General features: G+C 63.5%; 15 protein-coding genes and 3 pseudogenes. 10 read left to right on the top strand and 8 right to left on the bottom strand.

The window, feature by feature from the left end:
- Position 1: 1 nt before the first annotated feature.
- Positions 2–757 carry a helix-turn-helix domain-containing protein gene (locus ACQCSX_RS18775; RefSeq protein WP_427016743.1) on the top strand — a complete coding sequence of 252 codons (756 nt, stop codon included), beginning with the start codon at positions 2–4 and terminating at the stop codon, positions 755–757.
- A 1064-nt stretch (positions 758–1821) separates the two neighbouring features.
- On the opposite strand, the gene ACQCSX_RS18780 is transcribed toward ACQCSX_RS18775, so the two are convergent.
- On the bottom strand, positions 1822–2394 hold the full coding sequence (locus ACQCSX_RS18780) for a transposase family protein (protein WP_427016744.1): 573 nt from the start codon (positions 2392–2394) through the stop codon (positions 1822–1824).
- A gap of 808 nt (positions 2395–3202) precedes the next feature.
- Positions 3203–3628, bottom strand: a pseudogene (locus ACQCSX_RS18785) (IS1380 family transposase); the annotation flags it as partial.
- Positions 3629–3925: 297 nt separating this feature from the next.
- Between ACQCSX_RS18785 and ACQCSX_RS18790 the strand changes: the two are divergent.
- Positions 3926–4699: a WecB/TagA/CpsF family glycosyltransferase gene (locus tag ACQCSX_RS18790; RefSeq protein WP_427016745.1), complete on the top strand. Its 774-nt coding sequence runs from the start codon at positions 3926–3928 to the stop codon at positions 4697–4699.
- A gap of 818 nt (positions 4700–5517) precedes the next feature.
- Here the strand turns inward: ACQCSX_RS18790 and ACQCSX_RS18795 are convergent.
- Positions 5518–7770: a putative transposase gene (locus ACQCSX_RS18795; protein ID WP_427016419.1), complete on the bottom strand. Its 2253-nt coding sequence runs from the start codon at positions 7768–7770 to the stop codon at positions 5518–5520.
- A 104-nt stretch (positions 7771–7874) separates the two neighbouring features.
- Positions 7875–8375 carry a hypothetical protein gene (locus ACQCSX_RS18800; RefSeq protein WP_427016746.1) on the bottom strand — a complete coding sequence of 167 codons (501 nt, stop codon included), beginning with the start codon at positions 8373–8375 and terminating at the stop codon, positions 7875–7877.
- Between the two features lie 294 nt (positions 8376–8669).
- On the opposite strand from ACQCSX_RS18800, the gene ACQCSX_RS18805 reads away from it, so the two are divergent.
- From ACQCSX_RS18805 to ACQCSX_RS18825, 5 genes are read left to right on the top strand one after another with little or no spacing between them, the layout of a single operon-like run.
- Positions 8670–8990 carry a hypothetical protein gene (locus ACQCSX_RS18805; RefSeq protein WP_427016747.1) on the top strand — a complete coding sequence of 107 codons (321 nt, stop codon included), beginning with the start codon at positions 8670–8672 and terminating at the stop codon, positions 8988–8990.
- On the top strand, positions 8990–9457 hold the full coding sequence (locus tag ACQCSX_RS18810; protein ID WP_427016748.1) for a hypothetical protein: 468 nt from the start codon (positions 8990–8992) through the stop codon (positions 9455–9457). Before ACQCSX_RS18805 ends, ACQCSX_RS18810 begins: the two co-directional genes overlap by 1 nt.
- 57 nt (positions 9458–9514) lie before the next feature.
- On the top strand, positions 9515–10708 hold the full coding sequence (locus ACQCSX_RS18815) for a site-specific integrase (protein WP_427016749.1): 1194 nt from the start codon (positions 9515–9517) through the stop codon (positions 10706–10708).
- A 17-nt stretch (positions 10709–10725) separates the two neighbouring features.
- On the top strand, positions 10726–11649 hold the full coding sequence (locus ACQCSX_RS18820) for a tyrosine-type recombinase/integrase (RefSeq protein ID WP_427016750.1): 924 nt from the start codon (positions 10726–10728) through the stop codon (positions 11647–11649).
- On the top strand, positions 11646–12497 hold the full coding sequence (locus ACQCSX_RS18825; RefSeq protein WP_427016751.1) for a tyrosine-type recombinase/integrase: 852 nt from the start codon (positions 11646–11648) through the stop codon (positions 12495–12497). Before ACQCSX_RS18820 ends, ACQCSX_RS18825 begins: the two co-directional genes overlap by 4 nt.
- 187 nt (positions 12498–12684) lie before the next feature.
- Here the strand turns inward: ACQCSX_RS18825 and ACQCSX_RS18830 are convergent, their stop codons facing one another.
- Entirely contained in the window at positions 12685–14259 is a 1575-nt protein-coding gene (locus ACQCSX_RS18830) for an IS1182 family transposase (RefSeq protein WP_427015623.1), read from the bottom strand.
- 339 nt (positions 14260–14598) lie between these two features.
- Here ACQCSX_RS18830 and ACQCSX_RS18835 point away from each other — a divergent pair.
- Positions 14599–15219, top strand: a pseudogene (locus ACQCSX_RS18835) (transposase); the annotation flags it as partial.
- Positions 15220–15569: 350 nt separating this feature from the next.
- Here ACQCSX_RS18835 and ACQCSX_RS18840 read toward each other — a convergent pair.
- Together ACQCSX_RS18840 and ACQCSX_RS18845 are read right to left on the bottom strand one after the other, a co-directional pair.
- Positions 15570–17012: an IS1380 family transposase gene (locus tag ACQCSX_RS18840; RefSeq protein ID WP_427015697.1), complete on the bottom strand. Its 1443-nt coding sequence runs from the start codon at positions 17010–17012 to the stop codon at positions 15570–15572.
- Positions 17013–17248: 236 nt separating this feature from the next.
- Positions 17249–18052, bottom strand: coding sequence for a polysaccharide deacetylase family protein (locus ACQCSX_RS18845; protein WP_427016752.1), 804 nt, complete (start codon positions 18050–18052; stop codon positions 17249–17251).
- 214 nt (positions 18053–18266) lie between these two features.
- On the opposite strand from ACQCSX_RS18845, the gene tnpC reads away from it, so the two are divergent.
- Entirely contained in the window at positions 18267–19667 is a 1401-nt protein-coding gene (tnpC, locus tag ACQCSX_RS18850) for an IS66 family transposase (protein WP_427016753.1), read from the top strand.
- A gap of 722 nt (positions 19668–20389) precedes the next feature.
- A pseudogene (locus tag ACQCSX_RS18855) lies at positions 20390–20880 on the top strand (ISAzo13-like element transposase-related protein); the annotation flags it as partial.
- Positions 20881–20902: 22 nt separating this feature from the next.
- On the opposite strand, the gene ACQCSX_RS18860 reads toward ACQCSX_RS18855, so the two are convergent.
- Positions 20903–21241, bottom strand: coding sequence for a putative transposase (locus tag ACQCSX_RS18860; protein ID WP_427019098.1), 339 nt, complete (start codon positions 21239–21241; stop codon positions 20903–20905).
- Between the last annotated feature and the right edge of the window lie 183 nt (positions 21242–21424).

A 21424-nucleotide genomic window follows, 5' to 3' on the forward strand; every position in this document is an offset into this window, starting at 1 on the left:
CGTGGCGAGCCGAAACAGGTCTGGAGCATGGTCCGGTGGCGGCGGGCGACAGATCGTTCTTGCCTCGGCGGGCGGGAATTCGGTTCCGGTCACCGCCCGTCTGCTCGCCGCCGACGAGGACACCGTCCGGGCGGTGATCCGCCGCTTCAACGAGATCGGGTTGGACTGCCTGGACCCTGAGCGGGCGGGAGGCCGTCCCCGCCTGCTCGGTTCCGGCGACGAGGACTTCGTTGCCGCGACGGCCAGCACCCGCCCGCGGAAGCTGGGGGCACCGTTCACCCGGCGGTCGATCCGGAAGCTGGCCGGGTATTTGGGCGAACGCCCGGACCGGCCGGTCCGGATTGGCCGCGAGGCCCTGCGTATCCTGCCGCACCGGCACCGCATCACGTTCCAGCACACCAAGACCTGGAAGGACTCCACCGACCCGGACCGTGAAGCCAAGCTCGAGAGGATCGAGGACGTGCCCGGACACCATCCCGAGAGCGTCTTCGCCATCGACGAATTCGGTCCGCTGGGCATCCGGCCCACCGGCGGGACCGGGTGGGCCCGGCAGGGCCGGCCCGACCGGTTGCCGGCGACCTACCACCGCACCGAGGGTGTGACGTATTTCCACGGCTGCTACCCGGTGGGAGCTGACACCTTGTGGGGCATCAACCACCGGCACGAGGGCGCCGTGAACAGCCTTGCCGCCCTCAAAAAGCATCCGGGCGGCGTGCCCCGATGGGCAAACGGTGCGGTTCTGGCACGAATTTCGTGAATCGGTTGTGGTCGCGGTCATGAGAGCAGGACTCTCTGCCTGAGGAGCTGGAGGCCCGCCCGGCCGAACATCTGACGTTTGATCATTTTGATCGAAGTTGATGTGTCCTTCAACGACGCCGGAGCTGTAGGGCAGTGTCAGCCCGGCGATGACCGCGTCCCGGTCACTGTCGATACCGTTGGCGAAGGAGTGCAGGCTAGGCAGGGTGTCGGTGCAGGCCTTGCCCAGCCAGCCCCGGAGCCGGTCGCCGTGCAGCTCGGTGAGCATGGCGGCGAATCCGCGTACATGCGCGGTGGTGGACTCCAGCTCCGGGCAGTTGGCCAGTATGGCTCTGAGCCGGTCCCGCTCGTTCTTGCCCAGCGTGTCGGGATCAGTCATGATCCAGCCGGCCACTTGCCGTACTGTCGGCGGCGCAGGGCCCGGCGAGGGGACGATTCCGGTGGCGCGGAGCGTGCGCAGGTAGACCAATACCGTGCCATAGCTGCCCCGGTAGCCCCTCGTAGTGATCTGCCGGTGCAATTCGGCGGTGCTGGCCGGGCCTTCGCTCAACCGCTGGTGCAGGTAGGGCTTGTAGACATCGAGGATCGTCCTCCGGCAGGCCCAGAACGCGCTCAGCGTGTTCGCGCTGTCGGCGCGCGCATACTTGCGCACCGTGTTGTAGGCCAGGCCAAGCTCACGGGCGGCTGCCTGCATGCTGTTTCCCTGTCCGAGGAGCTCGTGCACACGCCGGTAGCGCCCGAGCGTCCACTGGGAAAGGACATGGCTGGCGGCGTGGGCGTCGGCGGCATCCTCGCCGAGCTCTCTGGGAGGCTTTTGACAGTCATCGGGGACTTGCTGCGCGGCGGGGCCGGGCAGGCACCACCGGTGCCGGGCGACTTCCTTTTCCACGTGCTCTCCCGGGTTGTGCCACAGGTGCCAGCGGTCGGCGGCCTGCACCGCTTCCGGCGCTCCGGCGCGGGCGCCCTGGCGCGTGGGCGCCGGCCCGGTCGCGGCAGATGACCTGCGCGCCAGGGTGCTCACCCTGCCAGCCGGCGAATGTGCTGGACTGCCGGTCCGGCAACAGGTCAACGGGACGGCGGGAGCCGCAGTCCACCAGGACCGTGCCGTAGACCTCGCGTTTGCGCAGCGCGAAGTCGTCCACCCCCAGCACGCTTGGCGCGCCGGCCGGAGTGGGGCGGGCAGCAGCAGCACCAGACGGAGCAGGGCCGTCCTGCTCGCCGTGGCGCCCAGGACGGCGGTGGGCCAGGCCCGGCCCGCCCGGCCAGGGCCAGGCCGACAGCCTGGAGCACCTTCACCAGTACCGGGGTGCGCCGCCCATAGTGGGTAGTCATGCTTGTGACCTGCTCGGAGAAAGTACGCCGGGGGCAGTCCGCCCCGTCGCAGAACAGGCGCCGCACCGACAACCCGGTGGCCACCGGCTGCCCGCCCACGGCGGTATCCGCGATCAGGCGCCGGTAGCGGCTATGCGCCCGCTGCGACAACATCCCGCAGTCCGGGCACAGGAACGAACTGTCCACGCGGGTCCGGGCCGACACCCTCACCGTCCCCTCCACCCGGCGCACCTGCTCGACCAGCACCCTGTCCCAATGCGGGAACACCACCCGCAGCAATTCCACACACTCTCGCAACGATCCCACCGCAGCGCCAATCCGTCACCATTCACGAAATTCGTGCCAGAACCAACGGTGCAGGTGGTCCTGGACGCTCCTCTCGGCCCATGGCACCCCGGGGATCCGCCGCTGGGCCGCGGCCCATGCCGTCGAGCTGTGCAATACCGCGACTTACGCGTCCGGGGCGAACCCGACCGGGGCGCACGTCGGGGTGCTGCGCCAGTTCACCCTGGCCAACTCCAACCACCCCGACCATGTGGTGCAGACCCGGCGGCTGCGCGGGCACCTGCGCTGGCGCAAAGCCCACGCCCGCCATCCCGACGTTTTGAGGCCCAGCGCCGCGAACGCGCCCGGGCCCGCAGCGAAAAGGGCCACCGCTGGGGCCTGCACGACAGCGCACAGGCGGCATGAGCCAACACCGCCAACGTTTCAAGCCACCGCCATAGCCCGGATTTTTCATGATGGCCAGAGTGACGGCCGGATCCGGGTTTGATTCCCGGCCAGCCTGATTTTTGGGTTTCGGGGCGCGCTCGATGGGCCTGGTGTCGCTGGGTGGGCGTCGGTTCCACGGTGTCCGAAGGCCCGTGGTCGGTGGTGGCAGAGGCCGGCGGAGGGTTTTTCAGACCAGCATCGGGGCCTGTTTCCGGAGGCTGGAGTCCAAACCGGCGATGGCTTCCCGGAGAACGGTGGTCGTGCCGGCTTCGGGGGGCCTTGTCGGGGATCAGCAGCCAGGTCCGGTGGGCCCTGGTGGTGAGTTTCCCGACGGCGGCGTAGAGCCGGTACCGCCACCGTTTCACATCCCACCCGCGGGCAGGGTGCCTGGTGAGCAGGGCAGTGAGTTGCAGCCAGGAGATGAGGTCATGGCGAGGGCTGCCAGGATCTCCCCGGTGCCGTGGCCAGCGCCGTCGTCGACGCTGGCAACAAAGGGGGCGAACCCGTAGTCGAAGCGGTCCGGCTTGGCCACGGTGCGCCCCATGAACCATGAGATGGTCGCGTTCGAGGCAACCGTGCCGAACACGCCGGCACCGGCGCGCAGGACGTCGAGATCGGAGACGTGGTCGCCGCCGGCGAGCATCACCGCCAACGAGCCCAGGATCGTGCCGGGCCGGTGCCGGGCACTGGTGGGGACGAACTGGCCTAGCCGGTCCTGGCACACGTCGCGGAACCCCAGCGCGTCAACGAACGAGGTGACCACGTCCAGTCCGGCGTGGGAGAGAAGCGCCTGGCCGGTCGTGGCGACGGGAAGGGCAGGGAAAACTCGGTATTCTTGGACCTCAGATAGGTGCTTCTTTCAGCCGGTGGAACAGTGCGTCAACAACACTATTTTCCCGGCTGGGAAACACCTTTCGTCGGTTAAACACACCCCGCAGGCGCCACCCTCATGAAACCCACAGGCTCCGGCTTGAATGTATAGTTCGGCTTGTTAGCTATCAAACGGCCAGTATGATGGCTACGGCTGGAACTGATTGCATGACAGGGCGAAGTAGCGGTCTTGGTTATACTGATCAAGTTGATTGCGAGCAACGACTCTAATTTATAAAGAACTGAAGGTTTACAATTGGCTAATCGAGAACGATTTTCAATTCGACATCGTATTGGGAGCATCAATTTTATCAGCGCGTCACCGCGTGACGCTGCCGGGGGATTAATTGAACTGGCCCTAGATCCAAATGTGACTTCAGCCCATGTCCATTTGGCAAACGCCTACACAATTGCCTTGGCTGATATGGATGAAGGATATCGTAATGCATTGTCCGATCAGGCGCTGAACTTTCCTGATGGCAAGCCGCTGGGTTGGGCATCGCGAATCAAAGGTCACAAGACACCGCTAATTCAAGTTCGTGGACCCCAGCTTTTCTTGGACGTCATGGAATTAGGTCTTGAGCGAAATGTGCGTCATTTCCTCCTGGGCTCAACACCACAAGTCCTGTCATTGCTGGAGACCAATTTGAAAAAAATGTTTCCGGATATTGAAATAGTTGGAACAATAAGTCCGCCATTCCGTAAGCTGTCAGAAAATGAGTTGGAAATACAGGACCGAGAAATCCGGGAATCCGGTGCTCATATTGTGTGGGTAGGGCTTGGGACTCCAAAACAAGATTTCGAAGTTTTGCGTCTTGCTGGCACCGTGGCTGCTGTTTCGGTAGCAATCGGTGCCGCGTTCGATTTTTCCGCCGGAACGCTGCCGCAAGCGCCCGCGTGGATGCGTGCTGTAGGACTCGAATGGTTCTTTCGACTCATCAAGGAACCAAGGCGTCTCTGGCGCAGATATCTCATTGGAAACCTGCAATTCATAAGGTCAACTTTCTTTCGAAAGGGCAGTAAGGAATGATTAATCAAAGTCGAATCGATAATATTCTTTTGTATAGTTGAAAGAGATTTCTAAATATTCTGATCGGCGACAACTTTTTTAACATTTTCACCTAGATCTTAGATTCAATCGGATGATGAATTTGTGCGGTCATTTATTTTACGCGCCCTTATATCCGAAATTGCTTGATCCGTTCTTGATTCAAATGCGACTTACCAGAATAATTTGAGATCGAAAGAATATCGGCAATTTGTGATGCGTTCCGCATCAAGATATCGGACTTGTCGTTTCCAAGTGTGGTGGATGATTTTGTCCGGTAGGTGCGGCGGCCAGGGCCGATGCCAGGGCGTATGAAAAGTTGTTTAGGTGGTAGTGAGACCGGCGAGGTTGAGGGCGCGGTGCGGGTAGTTGCGGGCCCCTCGGGTTGCCCTGTCGAGATTTGTTTCTCCGTGGAGCTGCAGGATGGTGATGGGGATGTTGCGCAGGGAGGCCATGACGCGGGGTGCGTTGCCCTTTAGGATCTGGCTGAGGTCCCTGGCGGTACGTGACGTCCCGGCGCCAGTTGAGCCCGTTTTCGATGGCCCAGTGGCCACGTGCCAGGGCGTCGATGTGGGCCGGCCTTCCGGCAACCGAGTCCAGTGAGGTGACGCTGTAGACGGTCTCGGCCGACCATTTCCGGGCCCCGAGGGGACGGGACTTGCGGGTGATCCGGCCTGCTCGGGCGGCGTGCAGGAAGTTGATCCCATTGGCCAGGCTGACGCACTTGATGGTGTGTTCAATCTCGTGTCCGTTGGCGGTCTTTCCGGTCTCAGGACTCCGGTCATGGCGATTTAATGCTTTTAGGATTGAGCCCGGTTTTTGATGGTGTATTTGAGGATGAGATCGGTGCCGGGGTAGCGGGTTTCGGTGGCGGTGAGGTGCTCGCACAACTCGGCGGCGGCCGCGGTCTTGGCCTTGGTTGGCAGCGGATCCAGTCTGATGGTGAGGTGGCCGGGGGTGGTGGGGTCGATGTCGCCGGACTGGTTGAACAGTTGGCGCATGAGGGTGTGGGCTTCCTGGGTGGCGCGCCGGTAGCCGGTGTTGGTGCGGATCTCCCTCGCGATGGTCATCGCGGTGTTGTAGGCGGCCATCCGGATGCCGGTATGGATCAGCTTCACCTCGGTATCCAGGACCTGCTGGCCCGGGTTCAGTTCTCCGAGGCGGAGCGTGGCAGGGATTCCCTTGTGGGCCTTCTCGGCGGCGATCAGCGCGTTCTCCGCTTCCCGGAGCGGTGCCATGGCCTGGTTGTGCATGGCACTGGTGACCGTGACGATCAGTTCCTTGCTTCCTTCTGGCGGGGTTTTCAGCTCCAACAGGTTGATATCGGCGATGGCGGCGGCCTCGGCATGGGCATTCCTGGCGGCAACGACTTTTTGGTACGCCTTGGCCTTGGCCAGGTTCGGCACCATCCGGTCCTCGTCGTCCTCGGTGCTGGCGTAGGAGTCGTGGGAGTCAAGGTCGAAGTGCATGCGGGCGTAACGGAACTGGTTCTCCTGACGCCACCGATTCCCCATCCGATACACCACCTCCCCGGCGGGAAGGCCGCGATCGGTGGTGAGGATGTGGATTTGCCTCGTGCCCCCGCCGGTGGTGGCCACAACCCGGCTGAGCTGGCGGATCTGGAAGACCTCCCCGGTCGTCCTGGTGGCGTTCAGGGGAAGGTCAACGAGCGTGTCAGCCACTTTCCAGGTCTTCTCTTCACCATGATCGTGGGTGTGGGACACCTCGGCGAACAGCTCTTCCTTGATGTCTTCCGTGGCGCCTTTGCGCCAGGTCAGCACATCAAAACCCGAAGCGTCCATGTGTTTGAACAAGGCCGGTGACCGGCCGCCGCGGTCAAAACCAACCAGCACCCGCCGCTCGTCACCCACCGCTATACGTAGTTCGGGTAGGAGGTCGCGCAGTTCCGCGGCAAGGGATGCACCGGGGGCGGCCATGACGACGAACACGGGGGCGCCGTGGGCGCCGGTGACCCAGGTTTCCTCGGTCGCAGGGACCGGGAACTTCAACCTCGTGGAGTACCGCTTTCCGATCTTCTTGCGTCCCTGGTAGGCGCGCACATGCCCGTCAACATAGAGGACCGCGGCCAGGTTGTCCCCGCCCGGGCCCGTGCCGGCCAGGTGGTGGGCGGCCAGGGCGGCGATCAGTTCGGCGGCTTTGCCCGTCTCGGCGAGGTGGCTGATCCGGCGGCGGATGGTTTTCACTTCCGGGGCCCGGTCCAATCCCAACACCCGCCCAAGTTCTTCCGGGTCAAAACGCGTCGCGCCCTCGGCCCGGGCTTCCCCGGCCAAGGCCCGGAGCACGCTATCGATCAGGATCGTTTCCAGGCCGTAGAAACCATTCGGCAAGGACCCGTAGACATCCTTCGCGCAGGAGAGCAGGCCGGTGGTTTCCAAGGCGGGGAAGGCCAAGAACAGCCCGGCATGCCGGATGTGTGCTGCCGGGGCAAACACCGGGACCGCGCACCCGGGCAAGCCGGCGGCGGCACGCTCCGCAGCGCGGGGTGCCGGGGCCGGCCGGAGCGGCAGTTCAGGCTGCTGTGCTGGTGTTGGTTCCTGGGTTTCAGGTTCACCGGCGGCGGGTGTTTCCGCGGCGTTGGCGCCCTGCCCGGCAACGAGTTTCAGGGCGCGGCGGACACTGAACTCGGAGACTCCCACCGTCTCGCCGATGGTCCGCAGTGACTGGTTTTGTGCGCGTAGGGCCACGATGCGCTCGATCGTGGCAGTGACCAGCTGGGAGGGGCGCTTGGGGCCTTTCTTCTCCGCCACCAGGGCGGTAACACCACCGGTGGCTGCCAGCTGGACCCATTTCCACACCGCCACCGAGGAAACTCCGAAAGCTGCCGCGATCTGCGCCTGCGAGGCCGCGCCCAGACGCACCAATTTCACTGCCGCCCACCGGCGTGCCGCAGCATCTTCGGCATCCCACACGTCACAGAGCTGCCCGCGGATATAGACTTCCCCGCCCCGGTCGTTCTCCACCAAGGACACCGCCAAGCCCACCGGCACGGCAACAGGATCCATCGCCACCGGCAGGGGACGTTGAGCAGTCATGAAAACCATCATTTCACCCCTCGATAGACGATAAAATACTAACTCTGTTTTATCGCAAAACAGGTAAAATTAACATCCCCCAAGCCGCTCAAAACCCCCGAAAGTCAACGAACTTCCAAACCCGCCACCAGACCATGACCGGAGCCCTGGGGCTTGTGTCCGGCCCTGACGCGGTTCCACGGCAGGGAGCGCAGCTGGTCGTGGAGCTTCTTGGGCTGGTTGGCCTCCGCGCTGCGCACGTAATGGGCGCCGCGCCCGTGCAGGTAGTGGGCGTGCTCGCGCTGCGAGTGGAGGGCGTCGGCCGTGATGGTGACGCACTTCAGGTTCTTGATGCCGTCCATCAGGGGCTTGAAATGGGTGATCTCGTTGTGTTTCTCGGCAATGTTCTGCTGCGCGCCGCCGCCGTTCTTGGCGCCGCGGACCTCTTTCCCATCACTGGCCCCCGCCGTCACCGTCGTGGCTGCCTGGGCCCAGGCGCCGGCAAGGCGGTCCAGCAGGTCCGCATCGAGTCGTTCAAGGGCGCGGCCCAGCGTGGTCGCATGTGGGGTGCCGATGCCCGGGGTGGCGAGCTGGCCCAATGCCGTATCTGCCGCCCATTCGGCCATCTCCACCAGCGACGTTGCCCAAGCCAGGGCTGAGCCACACCATGATGACCAGCAGGTGCGCGAAACGGTGTCTGACTCCGCGTTTCCGGCGAGGACCCTACGTGTCAGGGTTGGGTGAGGCCAGCAGCTCACAGCAACTTCGTCTAATTCGTAGGGCGAGAACCAGGATCACCACTGATGTCTATCTCCACAATTTCCCCGCCGCGGGAGAATGGGTCCATGAGCAATATTGGCCCCAGATCCGGTGGCCCGACCCCTCGTAGGTCGTTCACGCCGGCACAAAAATTGGCGTACTTGGATGCCTACCAGCGGGCCTGTGACGACGGCACCGGCGGCGGGGCATACCTGCGCGCCGAGGGCCTGTATTCCTCGCGGATCACCGAGTGGCGCAAGCTCCGCGACGCCGGCGTCCTCGAGGGCAAAAAGCCTGGCGAGAAGATCGGCAAGCCCACTGCTGAGCAGGCGGAAATCGGGCGTCTGCGTCGGCAGCTGGAGGTGAGTGAACGCAAGCTGGCACGGACTGAGGCTGCGTTGTCCATCATGGAAAAAGCACGACAGCTTTTGGAGGACATCTCCGAGAGCGCGGAGCAGCAGCCCTGGTACAGGAAACCCTGATGGGCGCCTATACCGCCCTGACCCGGGCGGACATCCCCACCCGGGAAGCAGCCGTGATTGCCGGTGTCTCCAGGGCCACGGCGACCCGCAAACCCCGGACACCGGCGGCAGATCCCGCGCCGGCCCCGGCCCCGGCAAACAAGCTCTCAGCGGCCGAGCGCGCCCACATCCTGGCCACCGCGAACTCGGAGCGGTTCGTGGACCTGCCGCCGGTGCAGATCTACGCCCGACTCCTGGATGAAGGCATCTATTTGTGCTCAATCTCCACGTTCTACCGCGTCCTGGAAGAGAACCGGCAGGTCAAGGAACGCCGCCGACAGGCACGCCACCCGGCCCGGGCCATCCCCGAGCTGGTCGCGACCGCCCCCGGACAGGTCTACTCCTGTTATGCCGAGGTTCTCGTTATGCCGATATTGGTGCCAGAATCCCGGGTTCTTGCGGCGGCCGGGGCTCGCCTGTCGGCATAATCATCGGATCATGATCGACTTGTTTCCCATTCTTTCAAGAGACAAGGAAACAGCGTCATGGTGCACGTCAGTGGTCCATTGGAAACGTACGTCGAGGGGTTCGAATCTGAGTTGATCCGGCTGGGATTTGTTCCTATCTCAAGGGACGCCCAGCTGCGCCTGATGGCGCATTTGAGCAGCTGGCTCAACACCAAAGGCCTAGTCGTATCGCATCTCACGGTGGAGCTCGTTGAGTTGTTCATCCTTGAGCGGCGGGCATCGCATACCGCGCTCTTCACCCACCGCGCCCTGCGCCCGCTGCTGAACTGGTTAGTCACATCGGGAACGATCACCGCGGACGTAGCTGCGCCACGGGCAGTCCAGGATTCAGTGTTGCTGGTCCGATTCGAGGAATACCTACGCAGTGAGCGGCGGCTGAAAGAGATTTCCGTCCAGGCGCAAGTGTCCCGGGTGCGCCGGTTCCTCAACGGCTACACCCCACCAGGAGGCGTGGCCACACTGAGCGCGGGTGATGTCACCCGGGCTCTGCTGGGCGAGGGTGAAGGCAGGAAGCCGGTTTCGGTGAAAAAATTCGGCTACGTGTTGCGCTCGTTCCTGCGCTTCTGCTTCCTGGTCGGTGTGATGGACCAGGACCTGACGGGGGCGACCCTGGCGGTCAGGTTGCCGCAGCCCTCGCTACTGCCGATTGGCGTGAGTCCGGAGAAGATCCAGTGCCTGATCAGTGGGTGTGACAGGAACACCGCAGTAGGGAAACGTGAATATGCGGTGATTATCATGCTCGCGCGTTTGGGCCTGCGCGCCGGTGAAGTGGCTGGGCTACGCCTGGATGACATCGACTGGCGTCATGGTGAATTCCTGGTCCGCGGCAAAGGGGCCAAAGACGAACGGCTACCACTGCCTGCCGAGGTGGGGGAGGCTGTGGTCGATTATCTGCTCCATGCCCGCCCGGCAATGCCGGATCTGCCTGAGGTGTTCTGCACGGTCAAAGCCCCCTGGCGCCGACTCAGTTCTCCCGCCGTATGGGCGATCGTCAACCGCGCCTGCACACGTGCTGGCATGGAGCCTTTTGGTCCTCACAGGCTGCGACATTCATTGGGTGAAGCGATGGTTGGTGCCCACGTGCCACTGGCCGCGATCGGTCAGGTCCTTCGTCACGATGACCCGGCCACCACCACAAATTACGCTCGCGTCGATGTAACCAGGCTGCGCACCTTGGCCCAGCCCTGGCCGGAGGACGGGAGCCAGCCATGAACAGGTGGGAGGAACAGGTGGCCGACTATCTGCGGTTGCGCCGCCAATTAGGGGCTACCCTTGCAGGGGCCGAGCACCTCTTGGGTCAGTACACGACCCATCTGAGCGCTGAAGGCATCACGACGATCACCACCGCCAATGCCGTCACATGGGCAGATAACCCACCCGAGGGGACGAAAAATCCCGCGGCCCGAGCGTCAAGAAGACTCACGGCCGTGCGAGGGTTCGCCACCTACATGCATGCACTGGACCCCACCCATGAGGTCCCGGCCCAGGGAATCTTCACCAGCCCGGTCCGCCGATCGGCACCGCATATCTATACCAGCGCCGAAACCTCCGCTCTGATTGAAGCCGCGGGGCTCCTGGCCCTCGAGGATCGGGCACGCACCTACCCCACGCTGTTTGGATTGCTCGCCGCCACCGGGCTCAGGGTCGGTGAAGCACTGGGCATGGACCGCGATGACGCTGACCTTAACGCCGGAATATTGGTGGTCAGTAGCGGTAAGTCCCGGCATCCTCGATTGGTGCCACTGCATGAGAGCACCACTGCCGCCTTGGTGCGGTATGCCTCATGGCGCAATGAATATGAGCAACGGTCGCGTGCTGATAGTTCACCGTTTTTCATCAACCGTGACGGGGAACGATTGCGATACCACAGTGCATTGAAAGCCTTCTATCAGGCAACCACTGCAGCCGGGATACATACCCATCGGCTCCATCCCAGAATGCATGATCTGAGGCACGCCTTTGCCGTGAACACTTTGCTGGGTTGGTATCGCGAAGGAGTCGACGTCGCGGCCATGATGCCTGCCTTATCGACCTATCTGGGGCACACCGACCCGGCCAACACCTACTGGTACCTGAGCGCAGTCCCTGAACTATTGGCTTACGCGGCCGCCCGGCTCACCACTGCCGACACTCGAAGGCAGGATACGCCATGACTTCCCTTGCCCCGTTGCTGCAGGCCTTCTTCACCGATCGGCTGATGACCCAGCGCCAAGCCAGCCCGAACACGATTGCCTCCTACCGGGATACCTTCAAACTGCTGCTTGCCCACGTTCAGGACCAGACGGGCAAGACGCCCTCGGTGTTAGCGATCAGTGACCTGGACGCAGGCACCATTACCGGGTTCCTCACCTATCTGGAAACGGTTCGGGGAAACAGCATCCGCACCAGAAACGCCCGCTTTGCCGGGATCCATTCGCTGTTCACCTATGCCGCATTGCGCCATCCAGAGCATGCAGCGGTGATCCAGCGGGTTCTGGCGATTCCGACCGCGAGAATCCAACGCAACATTGTCTCTTGGCTCGAACAGGGCGAAGCCGACGCATTGTTGGCAGCTTGCAACCAAGAGAGCAGAACCGGGCGGCGCGACCATGCCCTATTCAGCCTGGCGATCCAGACAGGGCTACGCGTCAGTGAACTGATCGGGCTGAACATAGTGGACATCCATGCCGGAACCGGTCCACACGTCCATTGCCTGGGCAAGGGCCGCAAGGAACGCCGGACTCCCTTGCTACCACCTGTGTTGGTGATCCTGGGTAGTTGGATCGAGGAACACGGCGGTCCCGCCGATGCCCCGTTATTCACGACTACGACCGGGCGCCGACTCAGTCGGGACGCGATCGAACAGCGAATCCGCGTCACGGTGACTACCGCAGCGGCCTCGTGCCCATCCCTGAATGGCAAGCGGGTAACCGCTCATACACTGCGACATACTTCAGCGATGAGACTGCTCCAAGCCGGCGTTGACACCACTGTAATCGCACTGTGCCTAGGAGGGCGCTGAACAAGGGGCAATTCGGGGCCGCGGGTTTGGCTGTCGCACCTTTCCGGGGCCTTTGGCGGCCCGCTGGGGGTCTCCTTTCTGATCGCCGGAGATCTGGTTCGTGATTTTTGCGGGCCTTGTACCTCCGTTCGTGGCTCCCCGCGGCTGGGATTTGGCCCAGGACCGGGGTGGGGGCCCTTTCCGGGTCTTATCCCAGGGCCCAGGCCCCGTTGTGGCGGGTGAGGCCCAGTTTCAGGAGTCGCCGGAGGTTCAGCGCGGCGGTGCGGACCTGCAGCCAGGCGTTGTTCTTTTCCACGCCCCGGTATCTCAGGGCCCGGTTGCCTCCGGCGACCAGCCAGCCGATGGACCGTTCCACCAGGGGCCGGTGGGCCCGGTAGTCGTGCCGGAACCCGGGCTCGAGGGCGGCGGCCCGGTGGGCGCGCTGGCGGGCGTGGTGGACGGTGATGACGACCTTGCGCCCGCCCTTGGCCGTGGTGCATTTCTCCCGCAGCGGGCAGGCCTTGCAGGCGGTGCCGAAGTTCACGTTGCCTCTGGCGCTGATGGTGCGCACCTCACCTTTGGGGCAGGTGAGCGTGTTCTTTGCTTCGTCGTGGGTGAAGTCGTCCAGGTCGTAGCCGCCGGGCACTGCCGGGCGCAGCGGCCTGGGCTTGACCAGCCCCTGGTGCCCGGCCCCGTCGAGGTGTTCGAGCATGGGCCCGGAGCCGTAGGCCGAATCGCCAAGCATTTGGTAGTCAACCTCCGTATCCTTCATGGTCGGATCGGCGGCGGCCAGCCCGATTCCGGCCTCCGCGTCGCTGGAACCGGGGCCGGCGGCCCGGGTCATCACGGCGCTGGTGTAGAGCCCGGTTTCCGGTTCGGCAATGATGTGTCCCTTGAACCCGTCCATCATCACCGAGCGGGACTTGTGCGCGTGCCTGGCCTCGGGATCCACGATGGAGACCATCCGGTCCCGGGCGACCTTCCGGGCGATCCGCCACCGCCCGTCGGTGCCGTCGGAACCCTCGGCCGGCTCCACGTCCTGGCCCGAAACCAACGCCAGCAGCACGTAGGCCTGCGCCTGCGGCGAGTCTTCTTCCAGGGTGTCGGGATCCACCGCGCCAAGCAGGGCCAGGGCGTCGGTGACCAGCCCCGAGACCAGGGCGTCCTTCGCTTCCTTGTCGTCCCAGGCGATGTCCGGCTTGCCCACGTGCGAGTAATCGTAGGAGGTGGCATGGACCGCCATGAGCGTGGCCCCGTGCTCCATGGCCCTGCCGAAACGGCGGATCACGGCAATCAGCTGGGTGATGGTGTCCTGCCGGGCCACCGCATCGGCGAACACGGTCGAATCCACCGCCCGGCGGTGCCGGCCGGTGAGGACACCGGTCGCGGTGATGACCTGGGCGACGGCTTCGGTGATGCGGTGCGGGTTGCTGCTGCCGCGCAGGCGGTTGCGCCAATGCACCAGCGCCGTGGGATGGAACGCGGTCTCGGTCAGCCCGTACCCGCAGGCGGCCTTCCACCGCAGGTCAAAGGTCAAGGCTTCGGCGGCGGCCCGGTCCGAGAGACCCTCCAGGGCCTGCAGGACCAGGACGGTGCCGATGACCGCGGCCGGGATCGAGGGCCTGCCCCGGGTGGAGGGAAACAGGTCCTCCATCATCGAGTCCGGGAAAAGCTCCGAGCGGTGCCCGGCCAGAAACGCGTAGGCACTCCCCGGGGCCAACAGCTCCCCGGCCAGCGCCTCCACATCCAAATACCCGCGCTGGGCCTCTTCAATTCCTTGCATGCATCCAGTCTTAAGGACCAGGACCCGAAGTCCAGCAGGCGCGCCTTAAACCACCCAAATTGTTCAGCACAGTCCTAGGTCACGAGCAGATTTCCACAACCAACATTTACATCCATGCCGACATGACTCTCAAAGAGAACGCGATCGCGAAAGTGGCCCCGCCTGCGGCAGCTGCCGCAGGCCGCTACCGGCCTTCGGACTCCGTCATGGCCTTCCTTGAGGCGCTCTGATTATGCCGATAGTTAGGTCCCAACCGCCGCAAGAACCCGGGATTCTGGCACCAATATCGGCATAACGAGAACCTCGGCATAACACGTGCTATGCCGATATCGGCATAGCACGTGGGATATCACCAAGCTTGCCGGCCCCGTCAGGGGAAAGTATTTCGACTGCTACATGATGGTGGACATCCATTCGAGGTTCATCGTCGGAGCGCACGTGCACGCCACCGAATCCGGGGTGTTGGCCGTGGAAATGATGAAGGAAATCTTTCGAATCCATGGCGTCCCGCAGGTCGTGCACGCGGACCGGGGCACCTCCATGACGTCCAAGACAGTCGCCGCACTGCTCTCGGACCTGGAGGTCACCCGGTCCCATTCACGGCCCCGCGTCAGCAACGATAACCCGTACAGTGAGGCCTGGTTCAAGTCGCTGAAGTTCGCTCCCGTGTTCCCGGAACGCTTCGGTTCCCTGACCGACGCCAGGGTCTTCATGGACTCCTTCGTCGAGGGGTACAACCACACCCATTGCCATACCGGAATCGGGCTTAACACCCCGGCAGACGTCCACTACGGACTGGCCGCCGGCAAAGTCCTTGAACGCGCGAAAACCTTGGCCGCCGCACGGGCAAAAACACCCGAACGATTCACCACAAATAGCGACCCCAAAATCCTTGCCATCCCCGACACTGCCTGGATCAACAAACCAGCCGAGAAAAACGACACAAAAGTAGCCGCCTAACTCCCACTGGCCTCATTCACCTTGACAAATTCCGGGATTGGGCAGTCCCTCACAAGGCGGCAAGGACTGTGCCGGGATCAACTTCCACCCTGCCCGGCGAGGCGAATCCGTCGATGAACACGGCAAGGTGAGAAGATGGCATGCGAGAACTCCTGACAATCCAGCGGCTTAGCCCGGATTTTTCATCGGACGGCGGTCGGGGCGTTGGGTGCGGGTTTTGCCGTCCCGGCGGGCTGAATCGGATTTCGGGTGTGGCTGATGGACCCGGGGGCGCCGGGCTGTGCGCGGGCTTCCACTGTTCCCGTTGGTGTTCTTCTTTCCTGCTCGTTGGTTGACGGGGGGTTGCGGTGTCAGGCCCGCAGGAGGACCGCGGGGCGGTTCGCGGCTGCGGCGATCCGTTCAATGGCTTCGAGCAGGGCGCTGATCAGGGGTTGCTCCGGCGCGGCGGCGGGCAGCAGCAGGTGGTTCCGGCGGGCGCGGGTGATGATTTTCCCGGCGGTGGCGAAGAGCCGGTAGCGCCAGCGTTTGATGTCCCAGCCCCGTGCTTTGTGGCCGTCGGGCAGGGCGGTGAGCTGGAGCCAGGAGACCAGGTTCGCGGCCAGGACCGCGAGGTTGGCCCAGGCCTGGTTGGCAGCGAAATCGAAGAAGGGGAGCTTTCCGAGCCCGGTGTTCTTTAGGGTTTTGATGCGGTTCTCGGCCCGGCCGCGGGCCCGGTGCCGGGCATCCAGAAAAGGTCCGTGCCAGCGCGGGGAGTTCGTCAGAAACGCTGTCACACGGTGACCGTCGATGTCGAGCAGGGTCGGTGTCGCGCCGGGGTGCAGCGGTTCGGCGCGCAGGAAGATCTTCGTCCCCGGCGGGTAGTCATCGAGCGGGATCACCTGCGTGGCGTTGATGACCCAGGCGTCATCGCGTTCGACCCCGTCCTGGTCCAGGGCCGGTTGCCAGTATTTCTTGTCGTTGATCCAGTCGATCATGTGGGCCTTGCCGACCGGCACCGGGTACGAGGCGGAGAACTGCACGCCCCGCGAATGCAGGTACCAGAGGAACTTCCGGGACGCGCCGGCGCTGTCGGTGCGGACCAGGATCTTCTCCCCGTCCAGTTCCCCGGTCCCACCGTAGAGGGAGTCGGGCAGGACGGCGATGGCGGCCTCGAAGATGCGGATGTGGTCCTCGGCGTTGTTCGCCGTGGCCCCGCCGTGACGCAACAGTACCGCGAGTTCCTCCCCGGTGCCGCTGCCGGCACCGTAATCGAGGCTGGCGGTGAACGGGGCGAATCCGAACCCGCCCTTGTAGTTTCCGGTGGCCTGTTCCTTGTCCGAGTGCGAGGTCACCAAGGTGGCGTCGAGGTCGATGAGCAGCGGGTCCGCGGCCGTCGCCTTCACCGCCGGGCTGCGGTCTCCTGCGGCTTCCCATGCCCGGGTCCGCAGTTCCTTGGCCAGGGTCGAAAAGCCGTAATCGAAGACGTCCGGGTTCTTCACGGTGCGTTCGAAGAACCGGGAGACTGTTGCGTTCGAGGGCACGTTGCCGAACACGCCGGGCTGGGCGCGCAGGATGTCCAGGTCCGAGGCGTGCTCGCCGCCGGCGGCGAGCATCACCGCCAGCGACCCGAGCAGCCTCCCGGGCCGGTGTGAGGCCATCGCGGGGACGAACTGCCCGAGCCGGTCCTCGCACAGGTCCCGGAACCCGAGGGCGTCGATGAATGAGGTCAGGATCCGTCCCCCGGCATGGGAGACCAGCGACTGGCCGGTGAAAGTGACCGGGAGGGACGGGAAGACCTTGGTAGGCTGATGCATCGAAAAGGTGCTCCTTCAAGACACGGAAATAACGGCGTAGACACCCCTATTTTCCCTTGTCAGAGCACCTTTTCGTGTCTTAAACACACCCCTCAGCCCAACCCTGATGAAAACCCCGGGTTAGATACCATCTGGCTTAACAGGAGTTCTCAGCCTTTGACAGCCGCTTCCAGTTCTTCTCACATCTAAGACGCGGCCCACTCACAAAAGACCTTACAGTCGCCCAGATGTTAGCCCTATCCGGATATGCCAAAGGTTTCGTCATAGCTTGTGCTGATGAGACCCTTGGACTTGGCATAGGTGACGAGTGCTTGAAAGTCCGCGACTGTCCAGTCCTCGGGTGCGGTTGGAACGCCCGTCGTTAGGGAATGGAAGACGAAATGAATCGTATTTCCAAACGTGACCGCGCGATCAATGTACGCTTTAGCATCGCTGAGCGGCCGAGTCTGCGTGATGTAATAGCACGACGGGTCACTGGGATCGAAAACACCAGGAACAATGGTGTTAAACATTGGGCTGACCTTTCTGCGCGTGAGAAAATAGCGGGCGGCCATCTTATCTTTAAGCGCGTCCCAAACGCCACCAGGCCAAACCCAGTGAGAGATTCCACGCAGAAAGTTATTCACCTGTGCCCATTCACGGGCTGCTCTGAATACATTCTCGGCGGCTGAGTCTGTCATCAGCGGGATTTGGGATGTGTGGTGCGCAATAAATTCCCAGCCGGCACTGTAAACCTCGTTGTACTGTGCCACACTCATCCTGTTGGGGCCGCCCACATTGTTGTGCTCGACTGCGATCGTACCTACGTAACCGGCGGCACTGAGTATGGGGAAAGCCAGCGAATACTGATCGGAGCGGCCGTCGTCGAATGCCCAAATGACACGTGGTGTTCCGTCGCCCTGGATGACTCGCGGTTCAGCGAATTCGAGTGTGGCCGACTGTCCGCTGGCCGGGAAAGCTTTGATCTGAAGTTCGTTGCACCAGTTCATGTCAGCGCCTGGATCGCCATATCTGGCGAAGAAAGCGGCCGGAATGACCATGTCGTACCATTGACCTACTGGAACGGGGCTTGTCCCGGTGTCGGTGTGAAAAGTCTTGGGTCGAGAATATGGTCCGGTTACAAGAGTGACCTGCAAAGACTGGAGGTTCAGGGTAACCACTCAGGTGGTTTTGGCGATTGACGGCGCGCCTCGTTGACATGATCGAGGTTGGGTTCAGGCTGTTGTTGTGTCCGGGGATCCGTCGTATACAGAATTGCTCGATCAGCTTGCGTCGTTGCGGTTGGTGGTCGCGGAGCAGTCGCGCCTGATCGAGGCACTGCGGGTGGAGAACGCCGAGCTGCGGGCCCGGTTGGGCCAGTCGCCACGGAATTCCTCCAAGCCCCCGAGCAGTGAAGGTTATGAGAAGCCTGGCCCGCGTTCGCGCCGGCAACAAACCGATCGGTCTCCGGGCGGCCAGCCTGGCCACAAGGGCCACACCCTCAAACAGGTCACGGCCCCGGATGAGGTTTTGATCCATGTCCCGGCGGTGTGTGGCGTGTGCGGGGAGTCATTGGCGGGGGCACCGGTGGCCTCCAGTGAATCCCGGCAGGTCTTTGACCTGCCCCCGATCACGGTGTGGATCACCGAGCACCGGATCCGGCACCTGCGGTGTTCGTGTGGGCACGTGACGATGGCGGATGTTCCGGCTGGGGTCGGTGCGCCGGCGCAGTACGGGCCCCGGGTCCGGGCCCTGGGCGTCTACCTGCTCACCGTCCAGCACCTGCCGCTGAAGCGCACCGCCGAATTGATAAGTGATCTGGTCGGGGCACCGGTCAGCCAGGGATCCCTGGTCAGCTGGCAGGCGGAGGCGGCCGCTGGCCTGGACGGGTTCGATGAGGCCCTGGTCCGGGGATTGTCTGCGGCGGACGTGCTTGGTGCCGATGAGACGGGGATCCGGGTGGACGGGAAACTGGTCTGGGTGCATGCGGCCCGCACCGAGACACTGACCCGGTACACGGTTTCCCCCAAGCGCGGATACGCGGCGATGGAGGAAGCCGGCGTGCTGACGGCTCTGGCACCGGGTACGGTGCTGGTCACGGATTTCTTCGCACCCTACTGGCGCCTGGATGTCACCCATGCGGTGTGCGGGGCCCATTTGGGACGTGAGCTGGTGGCAGCGTCCGAAGTGCCCGGGCAGGAAGGCTGGGCCGTGCCCATTGAGCGGTTGCTGGAGGAGATCAATCGTGTCGCCCACCGTGCCCGGGAGGCTGGCGGGACCGGCTTCGCCGCGGCCCTGGTGGCAAAGTACCAGCGAAGATACGAAGCCCTCATCAAGGCCGGGTGGGCGGCAAACCCCGAGTTCTTCCCGGGCAAGCACGCCACGAAACGGCCCAAACACGTGAACCTGCTCGACCGCCTCGACGGCCATCGCGAGGAGGTGCTGCGCTTCGCCACCGACCTGCGGGTCCCCTTCACCAACAACGGCTCCGAGCGTGACATCCGGCCCCTGAAGATCAAGATGAAGGTCTCCGGCGGGCTGCGCACCATGGCCGGCGCCGAAGCGTTCTGCCGGCTGCGCTCCTACTTCTCCACCGCCGCCAAACAAGGCCAATCAGCGTTCGCCGCGATGACCACGCTCCACAACGGCAACCCCTGGCAACCCGCCATTAGCTAAACCGGCCCCTCGCTCACGAAACCAGCTGAGCAGTTACGGTTCAGGTTCCGTTTGATTCGGATGGCAACGCCGCCGCCTTTGCGCACAGTGAATGTAATAGAGGCCCCAACGACAGCCGGACCACCGACAGCCGTAACCAGCTTCATACGTTTGGGCTCGTCAGGGTCGTCTGTTTCAACGGTCAGCGTGCAGCCTCCCTCAATGCGCGTCCAAGAGTCCAGATCGTCCCAGTTTCGTAGTGGTATGCCGCGGCGGCGAGCCCCAAAGAGTGCCGAGTCTACGGTGGCCGACGTTGTGAGTGGTGTCGCTATGTTAGGTGCCGCGTGAGCCGGGCCGGCATTCTGAATTGCCAGCACAGCAGCCCCCGTGCTCGTTGACAATACTGCTCCGAGATTCAAAAGTGATCGACGACTGAATGCCTGTCCGAATGTCTTGATAGCCACTTCTACCTCCAGGATTGTTCCCTGCGTTGACTCCTCGAGGCTATTGACATGGTTTGGCCGATACACGAGTGGCTAGCACTTGAATATCGAACTTGTGAGTACTCAGTTCTAGGAACCACAATTCCAAGTAGCCGTCAGACATCCGCCGAGTACTTAGTTCCAGGAGCCACAATTCCAAGTAGTCGTCAGGCTAGGGCTAGCCGCAATGCCGGGGAGATAGGAACTGCAGATAAACAAGTAGCGGTTCGGGTCTGGGGCGGTGTTAGATGTGGCATGGCCATGGCCATGCCCGTGGAGACCGAGCAGGCGCTGGCGGCGAAGTTTGAGGCGTTCTTTCCGCATCTGGACGAGCGGCAGCGACGACTCACCCTGGGTGCCGAGGCACGGACGCTCGGGCGTGGCGGGATACGGGCGGTGGCCCGGGCCGCTGGGGTCGCGGAGAACACGGTGTCGCGTGGGGTATCCGATCTGGGGCCGGCAAGGAACCGCTGGGGCGGACACGGCGGTTTGGCGGAGGCCGTAAGCGGTTGTCGGATCTGGATTCCGGGCTGCTGCCGGCTTTGCTGGTGCTGGTGGAGCCGGATGAGCGGGGCGACCCGATGTCGCCGCTGCGCTGGACGACGAAGTCGACCCGCGCCCTGGCTGCGGAGTTGACCGCGCAGGGTCACCGGGTCGGCGCGGACACGGTCACGGTCGCTGACCTGTTACGCCAGGAGGGATTCAGTCTGCAGGCCAACACCAAGACCATCGAGGGCAGGCAGCACCCGGACCCAGGGCTTTTGACCGGACGATTTAGTCTATGGGAGCTGGTTCCGTCGATTTGATGGTGTAGCGCAGGACCAGGTCGGTGCCGGGGTAGCGGGTTTCAGTGCTGGTGAGGTGTTCGCGGAGTTCCGCGATCGCCGCCGTGGCCCGCCTGGTGGGGAGCGGGTCGAGCCGGATGGTCAGGTGGCCGGGGACGGTGTTGTCGATGTCACCGCTGCTGGTGAGTGCTTGCCGGAGAAGGGTGTGGGCTTCCTGGGCGGCGCGGGCGTATCCGGTGTTCGTGCGCACTTCCCGGGCCAGGGCCATCATGGTGTTGAACGCGACCATCCGGATTGCATGCGTGAGCAGTTTCGTCTGTGTGTCCAGGACCTACTGTCCAGGGCGAGTTCGCCGAGCGGCAATCTGGCCGGGATGTTCCGGTGGGTTTGTTCGGCGGCCTCAAGCGCGGTCTCCGCGGCGAACAGCGGTGCGGTGGCGGCGTTGTGCATGGCATTGGTGACCGTGATGTCTCCGGTCCCGGTGTGAGGAGTCTTCATTGCCAGCATGGTG

The organism is Pseudarthrobacter sp. P1 (assembly GCF_050156935.1).
GTDB lineage: Bacteria > Actinomycetota > Actinomycetes > Actinomycetales > Micrococcaceae > Specibacter.

Excerpts from the sequence above, each read along its gene's own strand:
- ACQCSX_RS18795 (WP_427016419.1), bottom strand. The coding sequence starts at position 7,770 with ATGACTGCTCAACGTCCCCTGCCGGTGGCGATGGATCCTGTTGCCGTG.
- ACQCSX_RS18800 (WP_427016746.1), bottom strand. The coding sequence starts at position 8,375 with ATGGCCGAATGGGCGGCAGATACGGCATTGGGCCAGCTCGCCACCCCG.
- ACQCSX_RS18810 (WP_427016748.1), top strand. The coding sequence starts at position 8,990 with ATGGGCGCCTATACCGCCCTGACCCGGGCGGACATCCCCACCCGGGAA.
- ACQCSX_RS18815 (WP_427016749.1), top strand. The coding sequence starts at position 9,515 with ATGGTGCACGTCAGTGGTCCATTGGAAACGTACGTCGAGGGGTTCGAA.
- ACQCSX_RS18825 (WP_427016751.1), top strand. The coding sequence starts at position 11,646 with ATGACTTCCCTTGCCCCGTTGCTGCAGGCCTTCTTCACCGATCGGCTG.
- ACQCSX_RS18830 (WP_427015623.1), bottom strand. The coding sequence starts at position 14,259 with ATGCAAGGAATTGAAGAGGCCCAGCGCGGGTATTTGGATGTGGAGGCG.
- ACQCSX_RS18840 (WP_427015697.1), bottom strand. The coding sequence starts at position 17,012 with ATGCATCAGCCTACCAAGGTCTTCCCGTCCCTCCCGGTCACTTTCACC.
- ACQCSX_RS18845 (WP_427016752.1), bottom strand. The coding sequence starts at position 18,052 with ATGGTCATTCCGGCCGCTTTCTTCGCCAGATATGGCGATCCAGGCGCT.